We start from the raw sequence: 23,159 nt of genomic DNA, 5'->3' as shown, positions 1-23,159 counted from the left end.
CGGAGCGATTGAGGTTCTTTCCGTCCGTTTCCCGTCTCAGCATAGCCCGCCCTTGTTTCGGGTCGGCTTTCGGGGTTGCGGAGCGATTGAGGTTCTTTTCGTCCGTTTCCCGCCTCAGCATGGCGCGCCCTTGTATTCGGGCGGGCTTTCGGGGTTGCGGAGCGATTGGGGCTCTTTCCGTCCGTTTCCCGCCTCAGCATGGCCCGCCCTTGTTTCGGGCCGGCTTTCGAGGTTGCGGAGCGATTGAGGTTCTTTTCGTCCGTTTTCCGCCTCAGCATGGCCCGCCCTTGTTTCGGGCGGGCTTTCGGGGTTGCGGAGCGATTGAGGTTCTTTTCGTCCGTTTCCCGCCTCAGCATGGCGCGCCCTTGTTTCGGGCCGGCTTTCGTGGTTGCGGAGCGATTGAGGTTCTTTCCGTCCGTTTCCCGTCTCAGCATAGCCCGCCCTTGTTTCGGGCCGGCTTTCGGGTCTGCCTTCGGTCCTGTCTTCGGGATTATGGAGCGGCGGCTTATTTTCCCGCCCGTTTGCGGTCCACTTCGTGCAGCAGTATCTTGCGCAAGCGTATGGCGCGGGGCGTTACTTCGACGTATTCGTCCTCCTTGATGTATTCGAGCGCCTCTTCGAGCGTGAAGATCTTGGGGGGCACGATCACCGCCTTGTCGTCCGAACCCGAAGCACGCATGTTGGTGAGCTGCTTGGATTTGGTAACATTCACGGTGATGTCGTTCGCGCGGGTGTGCTCGCCGATCACCTGTCCCTCGTACACGGAGTCCATCGGCGAGATGAAAAACCGGCCGCGGTCTTGCAGTTTGTCGATCGAGTAGGCGTAGGCCGTCCCCGTCTCGCCGGAGATGATCGAGCCGTTGGTGCGCATCTCGATCTCGCCCGTCCACGGTTCGAAGCTCCGGAAACGGTGGGTCATGATGGCCTCGCCCGCCGTGGCGGTGAGCATGTTCGACCTCAGACCGATGATGCCGCGCGAGGGGATGGTGAATTCCAGACGCACGCGGTCGCCGTTCGAGGTCATGTTCGTCAGCGTGCCTTTGCGTTTGGTCGCCAGTTCGATCACCGTACCCGAGCACTCCTCGGGGCAGTCGACGGTCATCTCTTCGACGGGTTCGCATTTCCGGCCGTCGATCTGCTTGACGATCACGTGCGGCTGGCCGATCTGGAGTTCGTAGCCCTCGCGGCGCATGGTCTCGATCAGGACCGAGAGGTGGAGCACGCCGCGGCCGAAGACGTTGAAACTGTCGGCCGAGGGGCCCGATTCGACGCGCAGTGCGAGGTTTTTCTCCAGCTCGCGGTCGAGGCGCTCCTTGATGTGGCGCGAGGTTACGTATTTGCCGTCCTTGCCGAAGAAAGGCGAATTGTTGATCGTGAAGAGCATCGACATTGTGGGTTCGTCGATGGCGATCGGAGGCAGCGGTTCGGGATGTTCGAAATCGCACACCGTGTCTCCGATCTCGAAACCGTCGATACCCATCAGGGCGCAGATTTCGCCGCATGCCACCTCGTCCACCTTTTTCTTGCCGAGTCCTTCGAAGACCATCAACTCCTTGATGCGGGTCTTCTGCATCGTCGTGCCGTCGCGCTTGGCGAGCGTTACGTTCTGACCCGTGCGGAGCGTGCCGCGCGTGAGCTTGCCCACGGCGATGCGGCCCGTGTAGGGGGAGTATTCGAGCGAGGTGATCAGCAGTTGGGGCGTGCCTTCGACGGTCGCCGGCTCGGGTATTTCGTCGACGATGGCATCCAGCAGCGGCACGATCGAGTCGGTCGGTTCGTTCCACTTGTGCGACATCCAGCCTTGTTTGGCCGAGCCGTAGATGGTTTTGTAGTCGAGCTGCTCCTCGGTGGCGTCGAGCGAGAACATGAGGTCGAAAACCTGTTCGTTGACCACTTCGGGCCGGCAGTTGGGCTTGTCGACCTTGTTCACCACGACGATCGGTTTTTTGCCCAGTGCGAGGGCCTTCTGCAGCACGAAGCGCGTCTGGGGCATCGTGCCTTCGAAGGCGTCCACGAGCAGCAGCACGCCGTCGCACATGTTGAGCACGCGCTCCACCTCGCCGCCGAAGTCGGCGTGGCCCGGGGTGTCGATGATGTTGATCTTGTAGTCCTTATAGATGACCGATACGTTTTTCGAGAGGATCGTGATACCGCGTTCGCGTTCGAGATCGTTGTTGTCGAGGATCAGTTCGCCGGCAGCCTGCTTGGCGTTGTAGCGCAGGATGTGCCCCGCGAGGATCAGCTTGTCTACGAGCGTGGTTTTTCCGTGGTCTACGTGGGCAATAATGGCTATATTGCGGAGTTTTTGCATAGAAGAGAATTTTATGGCGCAAAGGTACGAAATAATCGCCGAATTTATGCTAATTTTGTATCCTTCCCGTTCAGCAACCAATTCTTTCGGCCGATGGAGTGCGCGTTCGACATCAGACATTGCAGCAGGATATATTTGGGGGCCGTCCCGGAGATACTGCCGCAGGTGCTTCCTGCGGGCCGAGTCGTCGTCGTTTCCGACACCGAAGCGGATCGTCTGCACGGCGGACTGCCGGCTGCGTGCGAGACCGTGCTGATCGGTCGGGGCGAGCGGATCAAGACCCTCTCCACCGTGGAAAATATCCATCGGCGTCTGATCGCTGCGGGCGCCGACCGCAAGACGTTCATACTGGGGGTCGGCGGCGGCATCGTTACCGACATTGCGGGTTTCGCGGCTTCGACCTACATGCGCGGCGTGCCCTTCGGATTCGTGCCGACGACCCTCTTGGGACAGGTCGATGCCGCTGTGGGCGGCAAGAACGGGGTCAATATCGACGGATATAAGAATATGGCGGGCACCTTCGCCCAGCCGCAGTTCGTCGTCTGCGATCCGGCGCTGCTCCGGACGCTTCCCGACCGCGAGTTCCGCGCGGGGCTGGCCGAGGCGGTCAAGGCGGGCATCATCGCCGACGAAGAGCTGTTCGCGGCGATCGAGGAGGCGGATTTCGGGGAGCTGCGGAGCGATCAGGCATTGTTGCGACGGGTGGTCGGGCGTGCCGTGGGAGTGAAGGTCGCCGTCGTCGCACGCGACGAACGCGAGGCGGGCGAGCGCCGCAAACTCAATCTGGGCCATACGCTGGCCCATGCCATCGAACGTACGTCCGGACGGATGAACCACGGCGAGGCCGTTGCCGTCGGGACGGTGCTCATGGCCCGGGCCGCCGTGCGGCTGGGGATGCTCGCGGAGACGGAGTGCCGCCGGATTGCGGGAGCGCTCGGGCGGCTCGGATTCCGACTGACGCCGCCCGTGTCGATGGATCGGATGCTGGAGGCTGTCGCTGCGGACAAGAAACGCGAGGGCGGGACGTTGCACGTGGTGCTGCCGACCGGTATCGGTTCGTGTACGGTGTGCGATATGCCGCTCGGGGAGTTCCGGGCGCTCATGGGAGCCGTCGGGGCCGGGGCGGCGCATGAAGGAGCGGAACGGGAGGATTGCGTGCGGGGATTGCCTGCGGACGTCCGTGCAGAGGCTGTCGCCGGAGACGCGGCGCAGCAGGATGCTTCGATGCCTGTCGGTGCTGAGGCCCGTCCGGCGGCCGTGTCCGTTTCGGATTCCGGCCGGTCGGATGGCTCTGTGGCAGTGATTGCAGCCGATTCTGCCGCTTGTGCTTCGGACAGGGGAATATATGTTCCGGGCGGTGCTACTTTATGCGGTGCCGTCCGTGCCGTTCTCGGGAGCGCTGTCGGTGCTGAGGCCCGTCCGGCGGCCGTGTCGGATTTTCGCTGCGGTCCGTCGGACGCTTGCGGGAGGGAGAATCCTGTGCCGGATCCGATCGTTCGTCCGCTGCGGAAGGGCGAAGAGCCCTTGCTGACCGAATTTCTATACGAAGCTATATGGCGCGGGGCGGGGCAGCCGCCCGTGCCGCGGACGGTGCTTCAGCAGCCTGCGCTGTGGCGATATGTGGCCGGATTCGGCAGCCGGCCGGACGATCGCTGCCTCGTGGCCGAGGCCGGCGGCTGTGTCGTCGGTGCCGTGTGGGTGCGGTGTATCCGCGGTTTCGGCCACATTGCCGACGGGGTGCCGGAGTGTGTGCTGGCCGTTTATGACGGTTATCGCGGCCGGGGGATCGGCACCGCGCTGCTGCGCGGAATGCTGCGGCGGTTACGCTGTGAAAGATACGACCGGATTTCGCTTTCGGTGCAGAAAGCGAATCCGGCCGTGAATCTCTATCGGCGCGAGGGTTTTTCGGTCGTCGCCGAAACGGACGAGGAGTATGTGATGGTCTGCCCTTTGCGCTGATGTGCCGTGCCGCGTGAAGAGGAACCCTTCGCTTTTCGCCTTGGTTGTCCCGCTCCGGCGTCGCGTTCTGCGGCTGAACCCTGAGGGGTCAGATCCGTTCGCGCAGCGCCATCAGGTACCCGTTCCAGTCCGGCAGGGTGCGGCGTGCCGCGCCGGTGGCTACGGCGGCCTGCGCCACGGCGGGCGCCACGTTCCACAACAGCCGGTGGTCCAGCGCCTTCGGGATGAGGTAGTCGCGTCCGAATTCCAGCGAGGTGAGACCGTAGGCCGCCAGCACTTCGTCCGGCACGGGCGTGCGTGCCAGTTCGGCGATGGCTTCCGCGGCGGCGAGTTTCATCGAATCGTTGATCGTCGTGGCTCTCACGTCGAGCGCACCGCGGAAAATATAGGGGAATCCGAGTACGTTGTTCACCTGATTGGGGGTGTCCGAACGTCCCGTGCAGACGATGGCGTCGGGCCGTGCGGCTCGGGCTTCGGCAGGGTCGATTTCGGGGACGGGGTTCGCCAGCGCCATGATGAGCGGGTTGTCGGCCATGGACCGGACCATCTCGGCGGTGAGGGCTCCGGCTTTCGAGACACCGAGGAAGACGTCGGCTCCGCGGATCGCTTCGGCCAGCGTTGCGGCCGGACGGTCCGTGGCGAACTCCCGTTTCAGGGAATTGAGGTCGTCGCGCCGCGTGCTCACCACGCCGCGGCTGTCGCACAGCACCATGCGGTCGCGGCGTACGCCGAGCGAGCGGAAGAGCCGTGCGCAGGCGATGGCTGCTGCGCCGGCGCCGTTGACGACCACTTCCAGCTCTTCGATCTTCTTGCCGGTGATGTAGAGTGCGTTGATCAGCGCCGCCGAGGTGATGACGGCGGTGCCGTGCTGGTCGTCGTGCATCACGGGAATGTCCAGCTCTTCGCGCAGGCGGGCTTCGATTTCGAAGCATTCGGGAGCCTTGATGTCTTCGAGGTTGATGCCTCCGAAAGTGGGGGCGATGTTTTTCACCGTCTCGACGAAGGTGTCGGGATCGGTCGCCGAGATCTCGATGTCGAAAGCGTCGATGTCGGCGAATGTCTTGAAGAGCATGCTCTTGCCCTCCATCACGGGTTTCGAGGCCGCGGCTCCGATATTGCCGAGGCCGAGCACGGCCGTACCGTTCGAGATCACGGCCACGAGGTTGCCTTTGGCGGTGTAGGTGTAGCTCAGGTTCGGATCGCGGGCGATCTCCACGCAGGGAGCCGCCACGCCGGGCGAGTAGGCGAGCGATAGGTCGTATTGCGTGGCGTAGGGTTTGGTCGGTGCGACCTCTATCTTACCGGGGCGACCCTCGCTGTGATAGGCGAGGGCCTGCTGTTTATAATCTTTTTCCATCGTGTGTTTCTGTTTGCGCCGTAAAGATACAAAATTCACGCCTTTCCTGCTATGTTTTTCGATACGGATTCAGCCTTTCCCTCGATTTCGGGGCACGGCATCGGCGGGACGGTCCGACGGGAGGTTTGCGGCCGGATAACCGCTCCTTCTGCGGAACAGCCCCTCAGAAGGGAAAGGGGCGGTCGGCGACGGCCGCCGCCGGATGCGGTTACTCCTCTTGCAGGTCGATCGGCCGGCGGTCGATGTAGTTCGGATAGAGAAACTGCGGCATGCCGAGCGCCATGCCTGCATGGACGATCCCGTCGATGCCCAGCTCGCGGCGGAAGCGTTCCGCTTTGCCGTGGCGCAGGGCCATGTAGACGAAACCCGTCCAGAACTGGCTGACGCCGAGCGCCTCGGCCATCAACGATCCGTTCTGGTAGGCGAGGTTCGAGTCGATCGTGCCGAAAGCATTGTCGCGCGGCGTATGGATCAGGATGAGGGCTGTGGCGCCGCGCAGGATCATGTCGTTTCCGCGTTCGTATTCGCGCTGCATCCGGTGGAAGGAGGGCAGGTATCGGTAAGCATCGGGTGCGATCCGCCGGAGCAGAGGCCGCAGCAGCGGATTTTCCAGCTTGCGGGCCACTGCGGCGAAGGTGTCGAGCGTGAAACGGCTCACGAAACGCAGTTTCGCGGGATCGGTTACGAGCGTGAATGCGACCTGCTGGCGGTTGCTGGCCGTCGGTGCCCGGTGGGCGGCTTCGAGGATTTGCAGCAGCTTTTCGTGCGGCACGGGTTTGCGGCTGAAGGCCCGGTTCGAACGGCGGGTGCGGCAGAGGAGCATCAGCGCTTCGGGCGACGGGAGCAGCGTGCGGTCGGCGGGATGGACCGTTTCGGGCGGAAAGAGACCGTGCCGCACCGATGCGGTGGGGCATACGGCTACGCAGTGGCCGCACCGGATGCAGTCCGCGGGCCGCGGCACCGAGACGGGGCCGCCGGGCTCCTGCTGTACGATGACCTGCGAAGGGCATACCTTCGCGCATTTGCCGCACCGAATGCAGGTCGCGGCGTCGATTTCGAGTGTGAAAGTCATGATGTCGGTTTTTTATGTCCTTTTTTCCGAGCTGTGTCGGTGTCTGCGTCTCGATCTCCGGCCGATGGGATTCGACGGTTGCAGAGCTCCGTCTCGATGTTGTCGGATGTACTTCCGCAGCAAATTTCCGTCCATGCGGGCTCGGTCGTGCGACGGATGTCGCTGCGCCGGCCGGCGGCAGCGGCGGAGCCGGGAAGCGACTGCATCCTCTTCGGAAACGGATTCGGTACGGCGGTCGAGTCCGTAACGGCCCGAATCGGAGGCGTCATCAAAAATTAAGCGGTGCAGGTTCCGGGTCTCGGGCCGATGTGCAGAGCGGTGTGGGGCCGGAGAACCGTCCGATCGTTCGTGCGGCGTCCCGGTTCCGTTTTCGGCTCCTGCCGGAAGTGTCGGGCGTTCTTCGTAGATATTCCGTGGGTATCGGAAACGGGAGCTCTGCGTATGGTCCGATGCCGGATCAGAACAGCGTCCCGCTGTCGTTCGGGGCCGTGAAGCCCAAATGCCGGTAGGCCAGCTCGGTCGCTTCGCGGCCGCGGGGCGTGCGCTTGAGGAAGCCCTCCTTGATGAGGAACGGCTCGTAGACCTCTTCGATCGTGCCGGCCTCCTCGCCCACGGCCGTGGCGATGGTGTTCAGTCCCACGGGGCCGCCCTTGAACTTCTCGATGATCGTACCGAGAATGCGGTTGTCCATGCGGTCGAGCCCGCGCGCGTCGATGTTGAGGGCCGCGAGCGCCACCTTCGTGATGGCGAGGTCGATGTGTCCCTCGCCCTTGACCTGTGCGAAGTCGCGCACGCGGCGCAGCAGGGCATTGGCGATGCGGGGCGTGCCGCGCGAGCGGAGCGCCACTTCGCGGGCCGCGTCGTCGTCGATCGAAACGTCGAGGATGCGGGCCGAACGTGCGACGATGCCCGCCAGCACTTGTGCGTCGTAGTACTCCAGATGGCACTGTATACCGAACCGCGCCCGCAGGGGCGAAGTCAGCAGTCCGCTGCGCGTGGTGGCGCCGATGAGCGTGAAGGGAGCCAGTTCGATCTGGATCGAGCGGGCCGATGGTCCCTTGTCGAGCACGATGTCGATCTTGTAGTCCTCCATCGCCGAATAGAGATACTCTTCGACGATGGGGCTGAGGCGATGGATCTCGTCGATGAAAAGCACGTCGCCCGGATTGAGGCTCGTCAGCAGCCCCGCCAGATCGCCCGGCTTGTCCAGCACGGGACCTGAGGTTACTTTGAGCTGCGAGTGCATTTCGTTGGCGATGATGTTCGCCAGCGTGGTCTTTCCCAGCCCGGGAGGGCCGTGCAGCAATACGTGGTCGAGGGAATCGCCCCGCATCAGTGCGGCTTGGATGAAGATGCGCAGATTCTCCGCGATCTTCTCCTGTCCGGCAAAGGCGCCCAGCTGTTGCGGGCGTATCTTATTCTCGAATTCGAGATCGCTTTCGGTATTTCGTACGATGGACATAACGAGACAAAGATAGTGCAAGCCGAGCGCAAAAACAAGTTTACTTGTATTTTGCCGAGGCGCCGCCTATCTAAGGCGAAGCCAAAGTAGTGCAAGCCGAGTGCAAAACAAGTTTACTCGTATTTTGCCGAGGCGCCGCCAGCCGGGGATGGGGGCGAAAATCGCATCAGGTGCGGGACTGAGGCGCATTCATTCGGAAATTTCCGGTTGCCGTCCGGTCGGACCGAATCCGGCGGTCGTATGAAGCGGCTGCGAAAACCCGTTCCGAGTGTCCTTTGCCCGAAAGGCCCGGAGGCATTTGCTGCGGTTGAGGATTTCTATTCCGTCTTGAGGTCGTAGTCGAGTTGCAGATAGGTCGGCTCCCCGTCGGGCGGCACGACCTTGAGGTAAAGCCCTTTGCCGCCTGTCGATGCGGAGCCGTACTCGCCGAGACGGTAGGAAATGCAGCTTCGGCGGATGTTGAGCGGAGAGGTTTCTCCGTTGGTTTTGAGGCGCAGTTCGAGATAGGTGTAGCCTTGGGGCATCTCCGTGGGCGGCTGGACGGTGCGGTTGTCGACGAGCGAAATTCTGTTTTCGGCGGACGAAGTGGCGTTCTGCGCGGGATAGTAGCAGCAGATGTCGAGCCAGTCGCCGCTGATGCGGGCTTCGTCGATGCCGACGGGAGAGTCGCCCAAGGTGAGCAGCGAGCCTGCGTTGTCGGCCATCACGATCTCTTTGCTGGTGATGTCCACAACGTCGTAAAGTGCGATATTGTGATCGAAACCCGGGACGGAACTTGCGAGGAAATTGTAGTAGATGACGGCGCGGTTGCCGTTCTTGCCGTTGGCATTGTACATGATCCGATCCTTGTCCGAGGGGTAGACCGTCGCTCCGTCGTCCAGAACGAAATAGTAATTCCGGGAGGATTGGGCCGGAACCGCCACCGTGGCGAAAGAAATATAGGAAGGATAGTCGCTTTCGTCCTTGTCGCAAGCCGGGATGAAAGCAGCGAGGCAGAGAAGCGACAGCAGCAGGTATTGTTTTTTCATTTTTTTGTCGTATATTCGTTTCGTTTTGCTTTCCGGTAATTTTCATTATGCGCTATCAAAAACGTATCGGATGCGGATTTACTGCACCGGAACGGAAAAATAATATCTGCGGCCGTATGCAGTATTTCACGATCGCGGCCGTTTGTTGAATGAACGGAACGACAGGCATGGATGAACCGACACTGGCCGAAAGGTGCAGGCAGGGGGACAATACGGCCCGGAGGATGCTCTACGAACTCTATGCCGGACGCCTTCTGTCGATCTGCAAACGATATACGGGCGACCGTGCTGCGGCGGAGGATCTGCTGCACGATACGTTCATCAAGGCTTACGGTGCGATCGGGAAGTTCGTTTACAGAGGCAAGGGGTCGCTTCGGGCATGGCTCGAACGGATTGCGGTCAACACTTCCGTCGAATACCTGCGTTCCCGGGCGCGGATGAGGCTCTCGCCGCTCGACGAGCGCAGACCGCTGCCGGATTACGACGAACCGTCCGGCGAAGAGGCGGTGCAGGTGCCTGTCGCGGAGTTGATGCGTATGGTCGGCGAACTTCCCGCAGGGTACAGGACGGTGTTCAACCTTTTTTGCGTGGAAGGATTTTCCCATCGGGAAATAGCCCGCATGCTGGGTATCAACGAAAAATCGTCTTCGTCGCAGTTGACGAGGGCCAAGGCGGCTTTAGCGGCGAAGATAAAGGAGTATTTGGAAAAGAACAGGGCATGAGACGGAAAGATGAGGCGGAGTGGACGGAGGTCGTGGGAAACTCGTTGCGCGAAGCGGAGGAGGAGGCGTTGCCGTCCGGAGGCTGGCGACGCCTCGAACGGGAAGCGGATATCCGGTTTTCTCTGTCGGCGCAGGCCCGGAAAAGAAGATGGATAGGATATGCCGCCGCAGCCGCTTCGGTGCTGATTTGTGTTTCGATCGGAGTGCAAGTTCTGCGAATGAATCATAATGTGATGAATAATGGGGTTGTTTCGGTATCCGGAGCGGCTGCCGGCGGGTCTGAAGAGGGAACCGGAACGCTAAGTGTTCCGGGACCCTCTTCGCATATCGGACGGTCCTCGCGGGATCGTGCGGCGTCCGCCGGTCTTCGTGCCGCTGCCGGACATCCGCCCGGCAGCGGAAACGATGCGGAAGACATCCTGTCGGCGGGGGAATACCTCAGCCGGACGGCAGGCGCCGGATTTCCCGATGCGAAGACCGCTCCGTGCGGGATGCCGGGAACGACGGCAGCGGATGCGTTCGGCATCCGCAAGAGGAGCGACGGCTTGTATGCGGGCCGTGCCGGTCGTGAACTGCTTGCGGAATTGCAGAGCGTGGAGTGGGCCGGGATGCCCTCGCCGGCGCCTTTCGGGGCGCACTCCGGCGGTGCGCCGGACCGTGAAACTTCCGGAAAGAGCGGCGTGTCCCGCTACCGGACGGACGACTACGACGGTCTTTTTGCGGATGCCGCCCCTGCGGTGCGTAAACGCAGAGGGGCGGCCGGGGTATTCGTCGCCGGAATCATTGCCGGTGCGGGAAGCGGAAGGAGTCCGGAGGGGCCGTCGTACAGCGCTGTGCTGGTCGAAAAGAAGCAGGTGGTGCACATCAGCGATGCATATGAGAGCTATTCTTTCGAACACAAGCAGCCGCTCAGCTTCGGTCTCACTTTCCGCAAGGAGTTCGGATATGGGCTTTCGCTCGAAACGGGCCTCAACTATACGCTGCTCCGCTCGGATGTGGGCGTTACGGGTAAGGTACGGGAGATTCGGCAGCAACTTCATTTGGTGGGAGTTCCTCTGCGGGTCGACTGGCAGTTCCTGCACGCGGGACGTTTTTCGATGTATGTCGGGGCGGGCGGCATGGCCGAAAAATGCGTCAGCGCACGCTTCGGTGCCGAAAAGATGACCGAGCGCCGCGTGCTGTGGTCGCTGTCGGGTGTTGTGGGCGCGCAATACCTGCTGGGACGTTCGGTCGGCCTCTATTTCGAACCTTCGGTTACCCGTTATCTGACCCACACCTCGTTACGAACGGCCTATACCGATTCGGCGGCAGCTCTCGATCTTCGCATCGGTTTGCGATTCAACTATTGATGCGGTGCGGTGTGTCCGAATATGCTATTCGGCCGCTCGAATATACCGTTTTTTTTATTGTACAATCAAAATTTGTTACTATTTTTGTTCGACGAAGGTGTCCGGATGAGCTATTCCGGATGCGAAAAATGCTATGGTGAATTGCCGAAAATGCTACTGATTCGAAAAATAAAATATGGGTATACTACCGTTGAATAGTGTACCCATTCGAGTAGTCCCGGAAGGATTCGAACCTTCATCGTAAGAACCGGAATCTTAAATTCTATCCATTGAACTACGGGACCTCGGGCACAAAGATACAAAAAATTTTGAAATATGCGAGAAAAACAAGATAATTGGCAAAGAATCGAGAGCATAATAAAGTGGGCGAACATGTCTACCAATTATTTTGCACGTTACATCGGCCTTCCGCGCGGTGAAAACCTCTACCAGATCAAGCGCGGCAACAACGGCATCTCCCGCGACGTGGCCAACCGCATCGTCGCCAAATTTCCCCAGATCGACAAACTCTGGGTGCTCACGGGCGAGGGGCAGATGTTCGCATCTACCGAGCTTCGCGGAGCGCAGATACCTTATTATAATATCGAAGTGGGACAGGGGATGCTCTTGCGCGAGCGGCTGGTGCCGGCATGGAACTTCATCATTCCGGGTCTTTCGCAGTGCGATTTCGCCATGCGCTACGACGGGAGCGAAATGGGCGAAGCCCTTCCGCCCGGCACCATCGTATTGCTTGCCGCCGCCGAAAAAGAGATGATGATTCCCGGGGCGGAATATGTGATTGTCAGCCGAAAAATAGTAACTTTGCGTACGGTTTTCCCCGCAACGGACGGCAAACGCTGGCGTCTGGCGGCGGCCGACAATACGAAATTCGATGATATTGTGCTCGGTGCCAATGATATAGAAGCTGTGTACAAGGTCGTCGGCAAACTGATTTTAATGCAATAGACCTATGTTTTCGGGTATCGTGGAACGAACGGGGGAGGTCGTGGAAATCCGCAGCGACCGCCAAAATAAGGATTTCGTGCTCCGGGCGGACTTCTGCGGCGAGCTCAGGATCGACCAGAGTATAGCACATAACGGCGTATGTTTGACGGTAGTGGACATCGCGGCCGACACCTACACCGTAACGGCTATGAAAGAGACGCTCGACCGCAGCAATCTCGGTTCGCTCGCCGTGGGCGATCTGGTGAATCTCGAACGTTCGATGAAACCCGATGCGCTGCTCGACGGTCATATCGTTCAGGGCCACGTGGACCAGACGGCAGTCTGCACCGCCGTGGAGGATGCCGGCGGAAGCTGGTATTTCACCTTCGAGTACGAACCGCAGGGCGGCGGACTGTGCACCGTGGAGAAGGGGTCCGTAGCCGTGAACGGCGTGAGCCTCACGGTCTGCGACTCGAAGCCGGGCAGTTTCCGCGTGGCGATCATCCCTTATACGTACGAGCACACCAATTTCCGCCGCATCGGTGTGGGATCGGTCGTGAATCTCGAATTCGACATCGTGGGCAAGTACATCGCCCGGTTGATGGAAAATTATAAATAGACGGACGATGTTGGCAATCAAAACCAAGGAGGGTGCGTCGCTTCGCATCGCCCTGCTGGCGGCCGCGATCGTCGCCGTCGTCGTTTTGACATTCGGCGACATGACGGGCGGTCTGCGCTGGGCTGCGGCGGCCGCAATCGTGCTCGGCACATTCTGCGTCGTACTGTTCGCTGCGCTGTTCATCATCCGCAAGTATGTGGCCTATAAGCTGAAACCGATCTACTCGATCGTCTTTTCGCGCAATGTGCGCACGGACGAAATCCTCGACGAACTGAAGGACAAGCATGTCGAAAATATCGGCGACGAACTGACGGCGTGGGCCGATACCAACGACAAGGAGATCGCCCGCCTGAAGGAGACGGAGCGTTTCCGCAAGCAGTATTTGGGCAACGTGGCCCATGAGCTGAAGACCCCGATATTCAATGTTCAGGGTTATATTTCGACCTTGCTGGACGGCGGATTGGAGGACGATCTGATCAACCGTCAGTACCTCGAACGGGCCGAAAAGAGCATCGACCGCCTCATCAACATCGTCAACGATCTGGACACCATCTCCAAGCTGGAGAGCAATATGAACCGTCTCGACATGGAGCGATTCGATATCGTGGCTCTTACCAAGGAGATCGCCGAGCAGGCCGAGATGGAGGCGGGCCGCAAACGGATCCGGATCGTCGTCAAGGGGGCCGACAATCTGCCTTCGCCCTTCTGGGTCTACGCCGACAAACACTACATCGGTCAGGTGATGGTCAATCTGATCATCAATTCGATCCACTACGGCAAGGAGGGCGGACAGACCCGTATCAAGTTCCGCGACATGCTCGATAAGATCCTCGTCGAGGTGGAGGACAACGGTCAGGGAATCGGCAAGGAGGATATTCCCCGCATCTTCGAGCGCTTCTATCGAACGGATAAAGGACGTTCGCGCGAGCAGGGCGGCACGGGTCTCGGGCTGGCCATCGTCAAGCACATCATCGAGGCTCACGGCGAACATATCTCCGTGCGCAGCGAGGTCGGGGCGGGTACCACCTTCTCGTTCACGCTCAAAAAGGTGAACTTGCAGGACGTGAAATAGAGCCGTTCCGCCGCTCCGGCCGGCGGAGCCGACCCCCGTTCGAGCTCTGCCGGGACGGGAAAGGGCGGACGGAATTCGGAGTTCTTCTCCGTCCGTAGCGAAGGCGTTCGCTCTTCGATGCCTGCGGCAGAAGGGCGGCGCGACATTGGGCGGCGTGCGGTCCGCCGCATCGGCGCGGCGGTCGGCTGCCGACATCGGATTTTGCAATGTCGATGCCGCAGGTGGATGAAGATGGAGAGGCGGACGTTTCGCGGATTTTTTCGGAGCTCTTCCGGCTGCGAAAAGGGCGGACCGCAACATGCGGAACACGTCCGCGCCGAGGGGGCCTCCGGCGGCGGGGCTTCGGACCGCGCGGCTCCGAAGGAGCCGTAACACGGACCCATTTTCGCTGAGCCGTGTGTCGTCCGAGTTCGTTCGGGGTGTTGCCGAGACGATAAAGGACCCGAAAACAGAATGTTTAACCTCCGGTGCCGCGACGCAGGATGCAGTCGGCGGACAAACACGTACGAATGATGCATTTACTGACAATAACGTGGGATTTCGATCCCGTCTTTCTGCGGATTTTCGGCTTGGACATCCGTTACTACGGCCTGATGTGGATGCTGGCCATCCTCATCGGCGCCATCTTTTTCGACCGTTTCTGCAAACGCGAGGGCCTGCCGCCGAAAGTCGCCGATTCGATCTTCTGGTACGGCACCGTAGCCACGATCGTCGGCGCCCGGTTGGGGCATTGTCTCTTCTACGACACGATGGACTATCTGCGCGAACCTTGGACGATCATCACGGGATTCCGCGACGGCGGTCTGGCCAGCCACGGTGCAGCCATCGGCCTTCTGATCGGTCTGTGGCTCTTCTCGCGCAAGAACAAACTTCCCTATATCTGGTCGCTCGACCGCATTATGATCCCCGTCGGTATCGGCGGTGCGCTGGTGCGTCTGGGCAACCTCTTCAACTCGGAGATTTTCGGTACGGCGACCGCTCTGCCATGGGGGTTCGAGTTCGTCCGTTCGAACAAATGGCGCTACGAATTCGCTCCCGCCGCCGTGCATCCGACGCAGATTTACGAAGCGCTGTGCTATCTGGCGACCTTCGGCCTGCTTTGCTGGCTCTATTATAAAAAGGATACGGCCCGACGCCGTCCCGGCATTCTCTTCGGCGTCGGTCTGATCGGCGTCTTCCTCACGCGCTTTTTCATCGAGTTCATCAAGACCGAACAGGAAGCCTTCGAAAAGGACATGCTGCTCGACATGGGGCAGTGGCTCAGCATCCCGTTTATCGTGCTGGGCGTCTGTATGATCCGGCGGGGGCTGAAACGCCCTGCCGTTGCGGCGAACGCATCGCCGCAGAGGAAGGCGGCCGAGGTCGTGAACGTATCCGGACGACGTAAAACCAAATATTCGAAACGATGAACGCAAGCCCCATGATCCGAGAGGTCGACAAGATCGTCGCCAACCTGCTGATCGCCGAAGGGGCGGTCTGCATCCCCGGTGCGGGATCGCTCCGCGTCGTGCGGCACGGGGCCCGTCGAATATCGTCCCGCAAAATCGTCCCGCCCTGCCGCATGGTGGAGTTCACCTCCCAGCCTGTCGGCACCTCGCTTGCGGCGGCCGTCGCCCGCGCCGCCGGATGCGACGAGGGGCGGGCTGCGGAGATTTGCGGGCGTTGGCTCGCACAGGTACGCACGGAGGAGGTGCTTACGATCGGAGGGGTCGGCATCCTGCGGGAGAAGAGTTTTACGATGGACGCGGCGTTCGACAAACTGCTCAATCCGCAGGGGCACGAACCCCTGAAACTTCGCGGCGCCCGCGGACATTGGCTCTTGTGGACCGTCGCTGCCTTCGCCATCTTCTGCGGTCTGGGCGCCTGTGGCTGGATTCTTTACGACCGTCTGAATTCCTCCGCGGGCCTTGACGAAATATCCGGCGTTTCTTCGGAGAGAAGGACCGGCGGCGGATCTTCCGGTTTCGCACCGGCAGACGAGGCGTCGGCCGATAACCGGCTGGCGGCGGTATCCGCATCGGGTGGGGCAGACCGCTCTTCCGCCGCCGTTGATGCCGGAACGGAGAAGCGGGCCCGCAGCGGAGGCGCTATGAAGAGTGGGGGGGCGGCAGCTTCCGCCGCCTCGGCAGGTGCCGGAGCCGACCGTTCCCTCCTTGCAGGAAACGTCGGTGCGGATGCCGCCGGTGCGGTCCGTGCGTCGGAATCCTTCGCCGGTGCGACGCCGTCCGGAAAATCTGCGCATTCGGATCGGCATGCTGCGGGTGCCCCGGGCCCCGGTGCGGGTGCTTCGTCCGCCGGTGTTCCGGCCGCAGGCCGTCCGAGTACCGGCCGTTCTTCGTCCGAAGCCGTTTCGTCCGACCCGATGCAGGCCGCCCGGCTCGTTTCGGGGCACACCTACGTGGTGCAAGGGGTATACAGTTCGCTGGAAAACGCCCGTCGGGCACTGCGGGAGCTGGAGCGGCGCGAACCTGCCCTGCATGGACGAATCTACCTTTACGGTCCCAAGTACATGGTCTCCATGTTCTCGTCCGAAACATCCGAACAGAGCATCGCCTTCGTGCGTGCCTATGCGGACCGTTACCCCGATCTGTGGACTTATCGGGCCAAGTGATGCGTCTTGCGGAGCCGATAATACGGGCGCTCGATTTTTTCTACGTCCGTCCCGTCGCCGTTCTGCTGCCGCGTCAGACCTTTCGTTATGCGGCGTGCGGTCTGATGACGCTGGGGCTCGATGCCGTGTGGTATGCGCTGTTTTACAATTTCGTCTTCGACCGCGTCGATTTCAGCCTCGGCCCGATCGTTCTCTCGCCCCATATCGCCGCCTTGTTTCTGGTTTTCCCGATCACGTTTTTCACGGGATTCTGGCTCAACCGCCATGTCGCGTTCCGGACTTCGCCGCTCGCGGCCGGTACGCAGCTCTGGCGATACGGACTTTCGGTCGTGGGTTCGATTCTGCTGACTTATGGATGCATGAAACTTCTGGTCGAACTTTGCGGCATCTGGCCGACGCCGTCGAAGGCTCTTACGAACGTCATTACGGTGATTTACAGCTATCTCACGGCTAAATATTTTACATTCCGCCACGCCGTGGAATGAGGCGCCGCGTCTGCTCCGGGCGGCGGGCGTCTGTTTTCAGCCGTCGTCTTTTCGGCGAGGCGACTTTTGAGCAGGGTTTTGCTCTGCGCCGGTTTGCCGGAAACGCCCGCTTCGGGGCAGTCGTTTGCTCGCTTCGGCACTCTTCGGGCAAAACCCGGATCGTTTTCGGCTTAACGGGAAGGTTGCAAATCATTCGATCCTTTCCCGCCTCGGCGAAGGTCGGACGGAATTCCGGAGTGCCCGGTTTGATGAGAATACGGTATGCGATCTTCGCCGTTCTTCGGATTCCGTCTCGTGGGAACCGTGCGTGCCGTTTGCTGCCGGAGCCTGCTGTCCGTTCTCTTCGGCGGGGCCCCGAGACTGCGATTCCGTCTTTTGCTGCCCGAAGGAATAAAGGCCGCGTTTTCGCGGCTGCGGCTTTTGCTCCGCCTGACGGTGCCCGAAAAGCGGCCGAATGTCGGAGCGTCCGATCCTCGCCGGCCCGACACCGAGACGGTCGCTTTTCTCTCTTTGCGGGCAGGCGGTTCGGCGAAGAGCGGACCGTCCGCAACAGGCGCCTGTTGCTGCGCTCGTTCGCAGATCCGCGAAGCCGTCCGTTTCGGCTCGCCCGGCGGTTGTCCCCGCGGCTTCCTGCTTTCCGATCGGGTTCGGTATCTTCAATGGTTAGGGGGGATTCGGAAAGACGTATTTTCCCTTTTTCACGTTTCGTTCTTCGTCGTTGCGGAGGCGATGTCGGAAGTTCGTTGCCGTCCGCCGCAGCGGGCGGCAACCGTCCGGAACACCTGCCGGCCCTCGGCCGGCGCCGGCGGCTTTCTCTTCGAAAACAGTCTGCAAAACGTGAAATTCATCTTGCGTGCCTCCGAATATAATTAAGGTACGGGAAAACAAAGACGGTTATTTCCCGTTCTCGTCCCGCAGTTTTTGCAGCTCGTACATGCGGTCTCGGAATTTGGCCGCCGCGAGGAAGTCGAGCGACTTGGCCGCCCGCTCCATATCCTCTTTAGCCCGGGCGATCAGTGCGTCGAGGTTCCCGCCTGCGGCATACCCCTTCTGCACGTCGGCCGCTATCGGCAGTGAGGCTTGGTCGATCTCCGTGCCGTAGACGTTCATGTCGATCTGCGGCGTATCCGTTTTGCCGGCGAGCAGGGTGCTCTGCCCCGTGCCGCTTTTCTGCGCACGGCGCGGCAGCATTTCGTGCTCGATGTTGTAACGGACCTGTTTCTCGCGCCGGCGGTTGCTCTGTTCGATGGCGAAGCGCATCGAATCGGTGCAGGTGTCGCCGTAGAGAATCACATTTCCCTGCGAATGGCGGGCCGCACGGCCTGCGATCTGCGTGATCGAACGCACGTTGCGCAGGAATCCCTCCTTGTCGGCATCGAGGATGGCCACCAGCGCCACCTCCGGCAGGTCGAGCCCCTCGCGCAGGAGGTTGACGCCCACCAGCACGTCGAAAAGCCCGTTGCGGAGGTCTTCGAGAATCTGGATGCGTTCGAGCGTGTCCACGTCCGAGTGGATGTAGCGGTTGCGGATACCCACGCGGTCGAAATATTTCGACAGCTCTTCGGCCATCCGTTTGGTGATGGTCGTTACGAGCACCTTGTCGTCGTTCTTCACCCGCTTGTCTATTTCCTCGATCAGATCGTCGATCTGGTTGAGGGTTACGCGCACCTCCAGCGGCGGATCGACCAGTCCCGTCGGGCGGATCAGCTGTTCGACGACTACGCCTTCGCTCTTCATCAGCTCCCAGTCCGCAGGCGTGGCGCTCACGTAGATCGAGGTGCCCTGCAACTGTTCGAACTCCGCGAAGGTCAGCGGGCGGTTGTCCTTGGCCGCCGGCAGGCGGAATCCGTACTCCACGAGGTTCTCTTTGCGGGCGCGGTCGCCGCCGTACATGGCATGCACCTGCGGCAGCGTAACGTGGCTTTCGTCCACGACGAGCAGGTAGTCCTTCGGGAAGTAGTCGATCAGGCAGAAAGGCCGCGACCCCTCGGGACGTCCGTCGAAGTAGCGCGAGTAGTTCTCGATTCCGGAACAGTAGCCCAGCTCCTTGATCATCTCCAGATCGTATTCCACCCGCTGCTTGAGCCGCTGCGCCTCCAGCATCCGTCCTTCCCGCTCGAAGCATTCGACCTGCCGGCCGAGGTCGAGATAGATCTGCTGCACGGCGTCGTTGATCCGTTCGCGCGTGGTAACGAAGAGGTTGGTGGGGTAGATCGTGAGCGTGTCGAGCGACTGGATGCGCTGGCCCGTGGCGGGATCGACGATCCAGATCGCCTCGATCTCGTTGTCGTAGAACATCACGCGGAAGCACTGGCTTCCGAACTCGCCGAAGGCGGCCATGATGTCGATCGTGTCGCCGTTCACGCGGAAGGTCGAGGGTTCGAGGTCGCGTTCCGTGCGGGTGTAGAGAGCCTCGACCAGTTTGTAGAGAAAGTGTTTGTAGCTGACGATCTGCCCGACCTTCACCGTGATGGCCGTGGCGTGGAAATCCGCGGGATTGCCGCAGCCGTAGAGACACGATACGCTCGATACGACGATCACGTCGCGCCGGCCCGACAGCAGGGTGGCGACGGTGTTCAGGCGCATCTTTTCGATCTCGGCATTGATCGAAAGATCCTTTTCGATGTAGGTGTCCGTGGAGGGGAGGTAGGCTTCGGGCTGGTAGTAGTCGTAGTAGGAGACGAAGTACTCCACGGCATTCTCCGGAAAGAAGTTCTTGAACTCTCCGTAGAGCTGCGCCGCGAGGGTCTTGTTGTGGCTCAGCACGAGCGTGGGACGGTTCACCTGCGCGATGACGTTGGCCACCGTGAAGGTCTTGCCCGAACCCGTAACGCCCAGCAGGGTATTGTGTTTCGATCCGTGTTCGATGGAGCCGACCAGTTGGGCGATGGCTTCGGGCTGGTCGCCCATCGGCGCGTAATCCGATGCGAGTTTGAAATCCATTTTACAAAGATAGGTATTTTTACCGGATATAGAACGGAAATACGCCGCGCGGCAGTATGCCGTCGGGGCCGCGGGAGTAGGGGAATGCCTCGGTGCGGACTGTTCGTGCGGGGTACACGTGCGAGGTCCGGCTTTGTGAAAACAGCCTCTCGTCGGCTTCCGTCGCATCCGGCCGATACATCGTCTTGCGACTCCGGTTGCCCGAGCTATCGGGGAGTTCGGAGCTCTGCCTGCCGGCCGCGCCGGTTCGGGGGGGCGGTCGGGGCGGCATTCCGTCGCCGCGAACGCCTTTGTCCGCAAGCCGGAGGTGCGGTCCGGTCGCAGCCCCTTCTTTCCGTCCCGGCGTAGGGCGCTGAGCGGTCTGCCGGGCCGGGCGGCGCATGCGCTATTTGCCGGACAGCTCTCCGGCGACTGCCGTTACCAGATCCTCGCGCCGCAGGTAGCGGGCCGCGAGACGCTGCACGTCGGCGGGGGCGACGGCCCGGATGCGGCGCAGGTTTTCGGCGATCGCCGAGTTGTCCGTACCGCAGAGGATGTTTTCGATCGTCGCGTCGGCGATCCCGAACGGACCGTCGAGGATACGCATCATCTCGCCTGCGAGGATATTTTGCACCAGCGCGAGTTCCGCCTCCTCCATCTGCTCGGTGCGGAGCCGTTCGATCTGCTCGTAGATCAGCTTCAGGGCGTCCTCCGTAACTTCGGTCCCGACCTGCGTGGCGAGCGCGAAGTACCCTTCGCGTTCGAAGTTGACCATGGCGGCCGAGACGCCGTAGGTGTAGCCGTGCTCTTCGCGCAGCGTGCGCATCAGGCGCGAGCCGAAGTAGCCTCCGAGTGCGGCCGCCACGACCTGCATGCCGAGGAAATCGGGGTGCTGCCGCGGGAAGAGCAGCCGTCCGATGCGGATCGAAGACTGCACGGCGCCCGCATGCGCGATGCGCGCTTCGTGCGTCGTTTCCGGGGCGGGAAATAGGACTTCGGCCCGTGTGCCGCGGGGCAGCCGTCCGGCCAGTGCGGCTACGGCCGCGCGTTCGGCGTCGCCGATGCGGCCGCTGCATACGACGAAGCAGTTCTCGGCCGTGTAGAGCCTCCGGTAGTGGGCTTCGACGTCGCTGCGCGCGAGGGTGTCGTAAGCCTCGGCCGGGCTCGAAACGCCGTAGGGATGGTTCGCGCCGAAGAGACAGCGGGCGAAGGCTTCGCGGGCTTCCGTCTCGACTTTCGTGCGTTCGATGGCGAGTTCCTGCCGCCGCTTGGCGCAGTAGGTGCGCAGCTCGGGTTCGGGGAAGGCGGGATGCAGGAGGATCTCGGCGGCGGTCGCGAGCGTTTCGCGGAAGTAGCGCGAGAGGGTGGCGAAACTCAGGTAGACGAAGTCGCGGTCGACCGAGACGTCGTAATAGGAGCCGTAGTAGTCCAGCTGCTCGGCGATTTCGCGGGCCGTGAGACGGTCGCTGCCCTCGGCGAGCAGGTTGGCCGTGGCCGATGCGGCGAAGGGTACGCGCTGGTGGACGGTGCCCGCGCGGAAGACGAACGTTACGCGCAGCACCTCGAACTCGTCGGCAGGCAGCAGGTAGAGCGCCGTGCCGTTGGGGAGCGCTACGCGCTCGGCGGCCGGCAGGTCGATGGTGTCGGGAATCTGTAAAGGCGGCTGTTTCATCGCTTGGCTGTGTAAAGTAACGTACTGCTGTTCTCGGGGCGGAAGACCCTGCGCGCGAACTCCATGATCTCTTCCGCGCCGATCGACCGGTAGAGCTCCACTTCGCGGTCGACGAGCGAGAGGTCGCCCAGCATCTCGTAAAACCCGAGGTTCAGGGCTTTGTTCATCACGTTCAGTTCGCCGAAGAGGGTGTTCGCCTCGAACTTGTTCTTCACCTTCTCGGTTTCGCGCGCAGGCACGGGATCGTTCTTGAGGCGGTCGATTTCGTCCCAGATGGCGGCTTCGGCCTGTTCGGGCGCGGTCGTGGGAAGCAGATGCCCCGTGAAGACGAAGAGCCCCGGATCGACGTCGCCCGAAACGTAGGCGTTCGCCGAAGCGAAGAGCCGCCGCTCCTTCACGAGTGTCTGGTAGAGCCTCCCCGAGTCGCCGCCGGCCAGCAGGTCGCTCGTCAGATCGCCCGCGAAGAAACTCCGCGAGGTGCGGCCGCCGATGTGGAAGGCGATGGAGATCGCCGTGGCCGGCACGTCGCGCACGACCTCCATGCGTCGCGGTTCGCGTTGCTCGGGTTCCGCGGGCAGCGGAGCGGCCGAAGGCGTGTCCGCCGGATTTTCGATTCCCCCGAACCACTTCTCCGCCAGCGCGAACATCCGTTCCTCGGGCAGATCGCCCGAGAGGGAGAGAATGGCGTTCGAGGGGCGGTACCAGCGCCGGTAGAAGGCCCGCACGTCGTCGAGCGTGGCCTCCTCGATGTGTTCGGGTGCGAGGCCGATCGTGGCCCAGCGGTAGGGATGTTCGCGGTAGGCGAGCGCGCGGAGGAGCATCGTCTGGTCGCCGTAGGGTTGGTTGAGATAGCGCTGGCGGAACTCTTCGACCACCACCCGTTTTTCGAGCGCGAGTTTGCGCGCCGAGATGTCGAGTCCCGTCATACGGTCGCTTTCGAGCCAGAGGGCCGTCTCGACGTTGACGGCCGGCAGGGTGATGTAGTAGTCCGTGTAGTCGTTGTTGGTGAAGGCGTTGTTGTCGCCGCAGGCCATCTGCACGGGGCGGTCGAAGTCGGGGATGCGCCGCGTGCCGCGGAACATGAGGTGTTCGAAAAGGTGGGCGAAGCCCGTGCGTTCGGGATTCTCGTTGCGGGCTCCGACCTTGTAGAGCAGGTTCACCGCCGCGAGCTGCGAGGTGCGGTCGCGGTTGGCCACGACCGTGAGGCCGTTGGCGAGCTGATGTCGTTCGTAGGTAATCATTGCGGGACAAAGGTACGAATAAGTCGGGGGCAAAAGCAAATTCATTTGCATTTTGTCGGGTGCGAGCTCCTGAGGCGGAGCCGAAGGCGGGGAAAACATCCGCCGCTGCATGTCGTGTGCGGAGGTTCCGCCGCCGTTTTCGAATCCTCCGCCTGCAAATTCCGCGCAAAACGTATGTCGGGAGGCCGTTTCCGATAGGCCGTGCGCAGAGCCGCCGCGGTGCGGGCTGTGCCGAAGCGGCCCCTCCCGAAGCGGACGTTTTCGGCGAATTGCGCGCCATGCGGGTTCCGTGCGGCAGTGCCGGGGCGGGGCGGTCGCAAAGAAGCGCAGCCTCCGCGGGCGGGGCTGCGGAG

At 61.6% G+C, this 23,159-nt stretch carries 17 protein-coding genes and 1 tRNA gene; 9 read left to right on the top strand and 9 right to left on the bottom strand.

The annotated features are described in order from the left end of the window. Positions 1-505: 505 nt before the first annotated feature. A complete protein-coding gene (gene typA / locus BN3659_RS03905) occupies positions 506-2,311 on the bottom strand; it encodes a translational GTPase TypA (RefSeq protein WP_091534727.1) in 1,806 nt (601 codons plus the stop codon). A 93-nt stretch (positions 2,312-2,404) separates the two neighbouring features. Here typA and aroB point away from each other — a divergent pair, with 93 nt between their 5' ends. Further along, a complete protein-coding gene (gene aroB, locus BN3659_RS13290; RefSeq protein ID WP_091534726.1) occupies positions 2,405-4,270 on the top strand; it encodes a 3-dehydroquinate synthase in 1,866 nt (621 codons plus the stop codon). A gap of 88 nt (positions 4,271-4,358) precedes the next feature. On the opposite strand, the gene BN3659_RS03895 is transcribed toward aroB, so the two are convergent. The 4 genes from BN3659_RS03895 to BN3659_RS03875 form a co-directional block, all read right to left on the bottom strand. Beyond that, entirely contained in the window at positions 4,359-5,627 is a 1,269-nt protein-coding gene (locus BN3659_RS03895; RefSeq protein ID WP_091534724.1) for a malic enzyme-like NAD(P)-binding protein, read from the bottom strand. 208 nt (positions 5,628-5,835) lie between these two features. Beyond that, a complete protein-coding gene (locus tag BN3659_RS03890; protein ID WP_091534723.1) occupies positions 5,836-6,699 on the bottom strand; it encodes a nitroreductase family protein in 864 nt (287 codons plus the stop codon). Positions 6,700-7,156: 457 nt separating this feature from the next. Beyond that, complete coding sequence (ruvB, locus tag BN3659_RS03880; protein ID WP_091534720.1) at positions 7,157-8,161, bottom strand: Holliday junction branch migration DNA helicase RuvB; 1,005 nt, start codon at positions 8,159-8,161, stop codon at positions 7,157-7,159. 317 nt (positions 8,162-8,478) lie between these two features. Continuing rightward, the gene (locus BN3659_RS03875; RefSeq protein ID WP_091534718.1) at positions 8,479-9,189 is read right to left on the bottom strand and encodes a NigD1/NigD2 family lipoprotein; all 711 of its coding nucleotides are present in this window, start codon (positions 9,187-9,189) and stop codon (positions 8,479-8,481) included. Positions 9,190-9,356: 167 nt separating this feature from the next. Here BN3659_RS03875 and BN3659_RS03870 point away from each other — a divergent pair, with 167 nt between their 5' ends. Next, positions 9,357-9,911 (top strand): RNA polymerase sigma factor, encoded by a 555-nt coding sequence (locus BN3659_RS03870; protein WP_091534716.1) that lies wholly within the window; start codon positions 9,357-9,359, stop codon positions 9,909-9,911. Positions 9,912-10,402: 491 nt separating this feature from the next. After that, positions 10,403-11,260: a hypothetical protein gene (locus BN3659_RS12795; protein ID WP_141682484.1), complete on the top strand. Its 858-nt coding sequence runs from the start codon at positions 10,403-10,405 to the stop codon at positions 11,258-11,260. Positions 11,261-11,472: 212 nt separating this feature from the next. On the opposite strand, the gene BN3659_RS03860 is transcribed toward BN3659_RS12795, so the two are convergent. Beyond that, positions 11,473-11,544: transfer RNA gene (locus BN3659_RS03860), tRNA-Arg, on the bottom strand. 88 nt (positions 11,545-11,632) lie between these two features. Between BN3659_RS03860 and BN3659_RS03855 the strand changes: the two genes are divergently transcribed. The 6 genes from BN3659_RS03855 (at position 11,633) to BN3659_RS03830 (ending at position 16,971) form a co-directional block, all read left to right on the top strand. Next, positions 11,633-12,205 (top strand): S24/S26 family peptidase, encoded by a 573-nt coding sequence (locus tag BN3659_RS03855; RefSeq protein WP_224757804.1) that lies wholly within the window; start codon positions 11,633-11,635, stop codon positions 12,203-12,205. Between the two features lie 4 nt (positions 12,206-12,209). Continuing rightward, entirely contained in the window at positions 12,210-12,803 is a 594-nt protein-coding gene (locus BN3659_RS03850) for a riboflavin synthase (protein ID WP_091534712.1), read from the top strand. 7 nt (positions 12,804-12,810) lie between these two features. Continuing rightward, complete coding sequence (locus BN3659_RS03845; RefSeq protein ID WP_091534710.1) at positions 12,811-13,875, top strand: sensor histidine kinase; 1,065 nt, start codon at positions 12,811-12,813, stop codon at positions 13,873-13,875. A 509-nt stretch (positions 13,876-14,384) separates the two neighbouring features. Continuing rightward, the gene (gene lgt, locus BN3659_RS03840; RefSeq protein ID WP_091534762.1) at positions 14,385-15,284 is read left to right on the top strand and encodes a prolipoprotein diacylglyceryl transferase; all 900 of its coding nucleotides are present in this window, start codon (positions 14,385-14,387) and stop codon (positions 15,282-15,284) included. Then, on the top strand, positions 15,281-16,486 hold the full coding sequence (locus BN3659_RS03835) for a hypothetical protein (RefSeq protein WP_141682483.1): 1,206 nt from the start codon (positions 15,281-15,283) through the stop codon (positions 16,484-16,486). The genes lgt and BN3659_RS03835 overlap by 4 nt, the downstream gene beginning before the upstream one ends. Further along, on the top strand, positions 16,486-16,971 hold the full coding sequence (locus BN3659_RS03830) for a GtrA family protein (protein WP_091534708.1): 486 nt from the start codon (positions 16,486-16,488) through the stop codon (positions 16,969-16,971). The genes BN3659_RS03835 and BN3659_RS03830 overlap by 1 nt, the downstream gene beginning before the upstream one ends. 894 nt (positions 16,972-17,865) lie before the next feature. Here BN3659_RS03830 and uvrB read toward each other — a convergent pair. The 3 genes from uvrB to BN3659_RS03810 form a co-directional block, all read right to left on the bottom strand. Then, positions 17,866-19,914, bottom strand: a complete 2,049-nt coding sequence (gene uvrB / locus BN3659_RS03820; protein WP_091534706.1) for an excinuclease ABC subunit UvrB — start codon at positions 19,912-19,914, stop codon at positions 17,866-17,868. Between the two features lie 385 nt (positions 19,915-20,299). Further along, positions 20,300-21,565, bottom strand: coding sequence for a M16 family metallopeptidase (locus BN3659_RS03815; RefSeq protein WP_091534704.1), 1,266 nt, complete (start codon positions 21,563-21,565; stop codon positions 20,300-20,302). Next, complete coding sequence (locus BN3659_RS03810) at positions 21,562-22,806, bottom strand: M16 family metallopeptidase (protein ID WP_091534760.1); 1,245 nt, start codon at positions 22,804-22,806, stop codon at positions 21,562-21,564. Before BN3659_RS03810 ends, BN3659_RS03815 begins: the two co-directional genes overlap by 4 nt. Between the last annotated feature and the right edge of the window lie 353 nt (positions 22,807-23,159).

Origin of the sequence: Alistipes sp. CHKCI003 (genome assembly GCF_900021155.1) — a bacterium.
In the GTDB taxonomy this organism is placed as follows: domain Bacteria; phylum Bacteroidota; class Bacteroidia; order Bacteroidales; family Rikenellaceae; genus Alistipes; species Alistipes excrementavium.
The sequence above is the reverse complement of the archived record's forward strand: the minus strand, read 5'-3'. Positions and strand labels throughout refer to the sequence as shown.

Bases quoted from the DNA above. Each gene is read 5' to 3' on its own strand.
- typA (WP_091534727.1), bottom strand. From the start codon at position 2,311: ATGCAAAAACTCCGCAATATAGCCATTATTGCCCACGTAGACCACGGA.
- aroB (WP_091534726.1), top strand. From the start codon at position 2,405: ATGGAGTGCGCGTTCGACATCAGACATTGCAGCAGGATATATTTGGGG.
- BN3659_RS03895 (WP_091534724.1), bottom strand. From the start codon at position 5,627: ATGGAAAAAGATTATAAACAGCAGGCCCTCGCCTATCACAGCGAGGGT.
- BN3659_RS03890 (WP_091534723.1), bottom strand. From the start codon at position 6,699: ATGACTTTCACACTCGAAATCGACGCCGCGACCTGCATTCGGTGCGGC.
- ruvB (WP_091534720.1), bottom strand. From the start codon at position 8,161: ATGTCCATCGTACGAAATACCGAAAGCGATCTCGAATTCGAGAATAAG.
- BN3659_RS03875 (WP_091534718.1), bottom strand. From the start codon at position 9,189: ATGAAAAAACAATACCTGCTGCTGTCGCTTCTCTGCCTCGCTGCTTTC.
- BN3659_RS03870 (WP_091534716.1), top strand. From the start codon at position 9,357: ATGGATGAACCGACACTGGCCGAAAGGTGCAGGCAGGGGGACAATACG.
- BN3659_RS12795 (WP_141682484.1), top strand. From the start codon at position 10,403: ATGCCGGGAACGACGGCAGCGGATGCGTTCGGCATCCGCAAGAGGAGC.
- BN3659_RS03855 (WP_224757804.1), top strand. From the start codon at position 11,633: ATGTCTACCAATTATTTTGCACGTTACATCGGCCTTCCGCGCGGTGAA.
- BN3659_RS03850 (WP_091534712.1), top strand. From the start codon at position 12,210: ATGTTTTCGGGTATCGTGGAACGAACGGGGGAGGTCGTGGAAATCCGC.
- BN3659_RS03845 (WP_091534710.1), top strand. From the start codon at position 12,811: ATGTTGGCAATCAAAACCAAGGAGGGTGCGTCGCTTCGCATCGCCCTG.
- lgt (WP_091534762.1), top strand. From the start codon at position 14,385: ATGATGCATTTACTGACAATAACGTGGGATTTCGATCCCGTCTTTCTG.
- BN3659_RS03835 (WP_141682483.1), top strand. From the start codon at position 15,281: ATGAACGCAAGCCCCATGATCCGAGAGGTCGACAAGATCGTCGCCAAC.
- BN3659_RS03830 (WP_091534708.1), top strand. From the start codon at position 16,486: ATGCGTCTTGCGGAGCCGATAATACGGGCGCTCGATTTTTTCTACGTC.
- uvrB (WP_091534706.1), bottom strand. From the start codon at position 19,914: ATGGATTTCAAACTCGCATCGGATTACGCGCCGATGGGCGACCAGCCC.
- BN3659_RS03815 (WP_091534704.1), bottom strand. From the start codon at position 21,565: ATGAAACAGCCGCCTTTACAGATTCCCGACACCATCGACCTGCCGGCC.
- BN3659_RS03810 (WP_091534760.1), bottom strand. From the start codon at position 22,806: ATGATTACCTACGAACGACATCAGCTCGCCAACGGCCTCACGGTCGTG.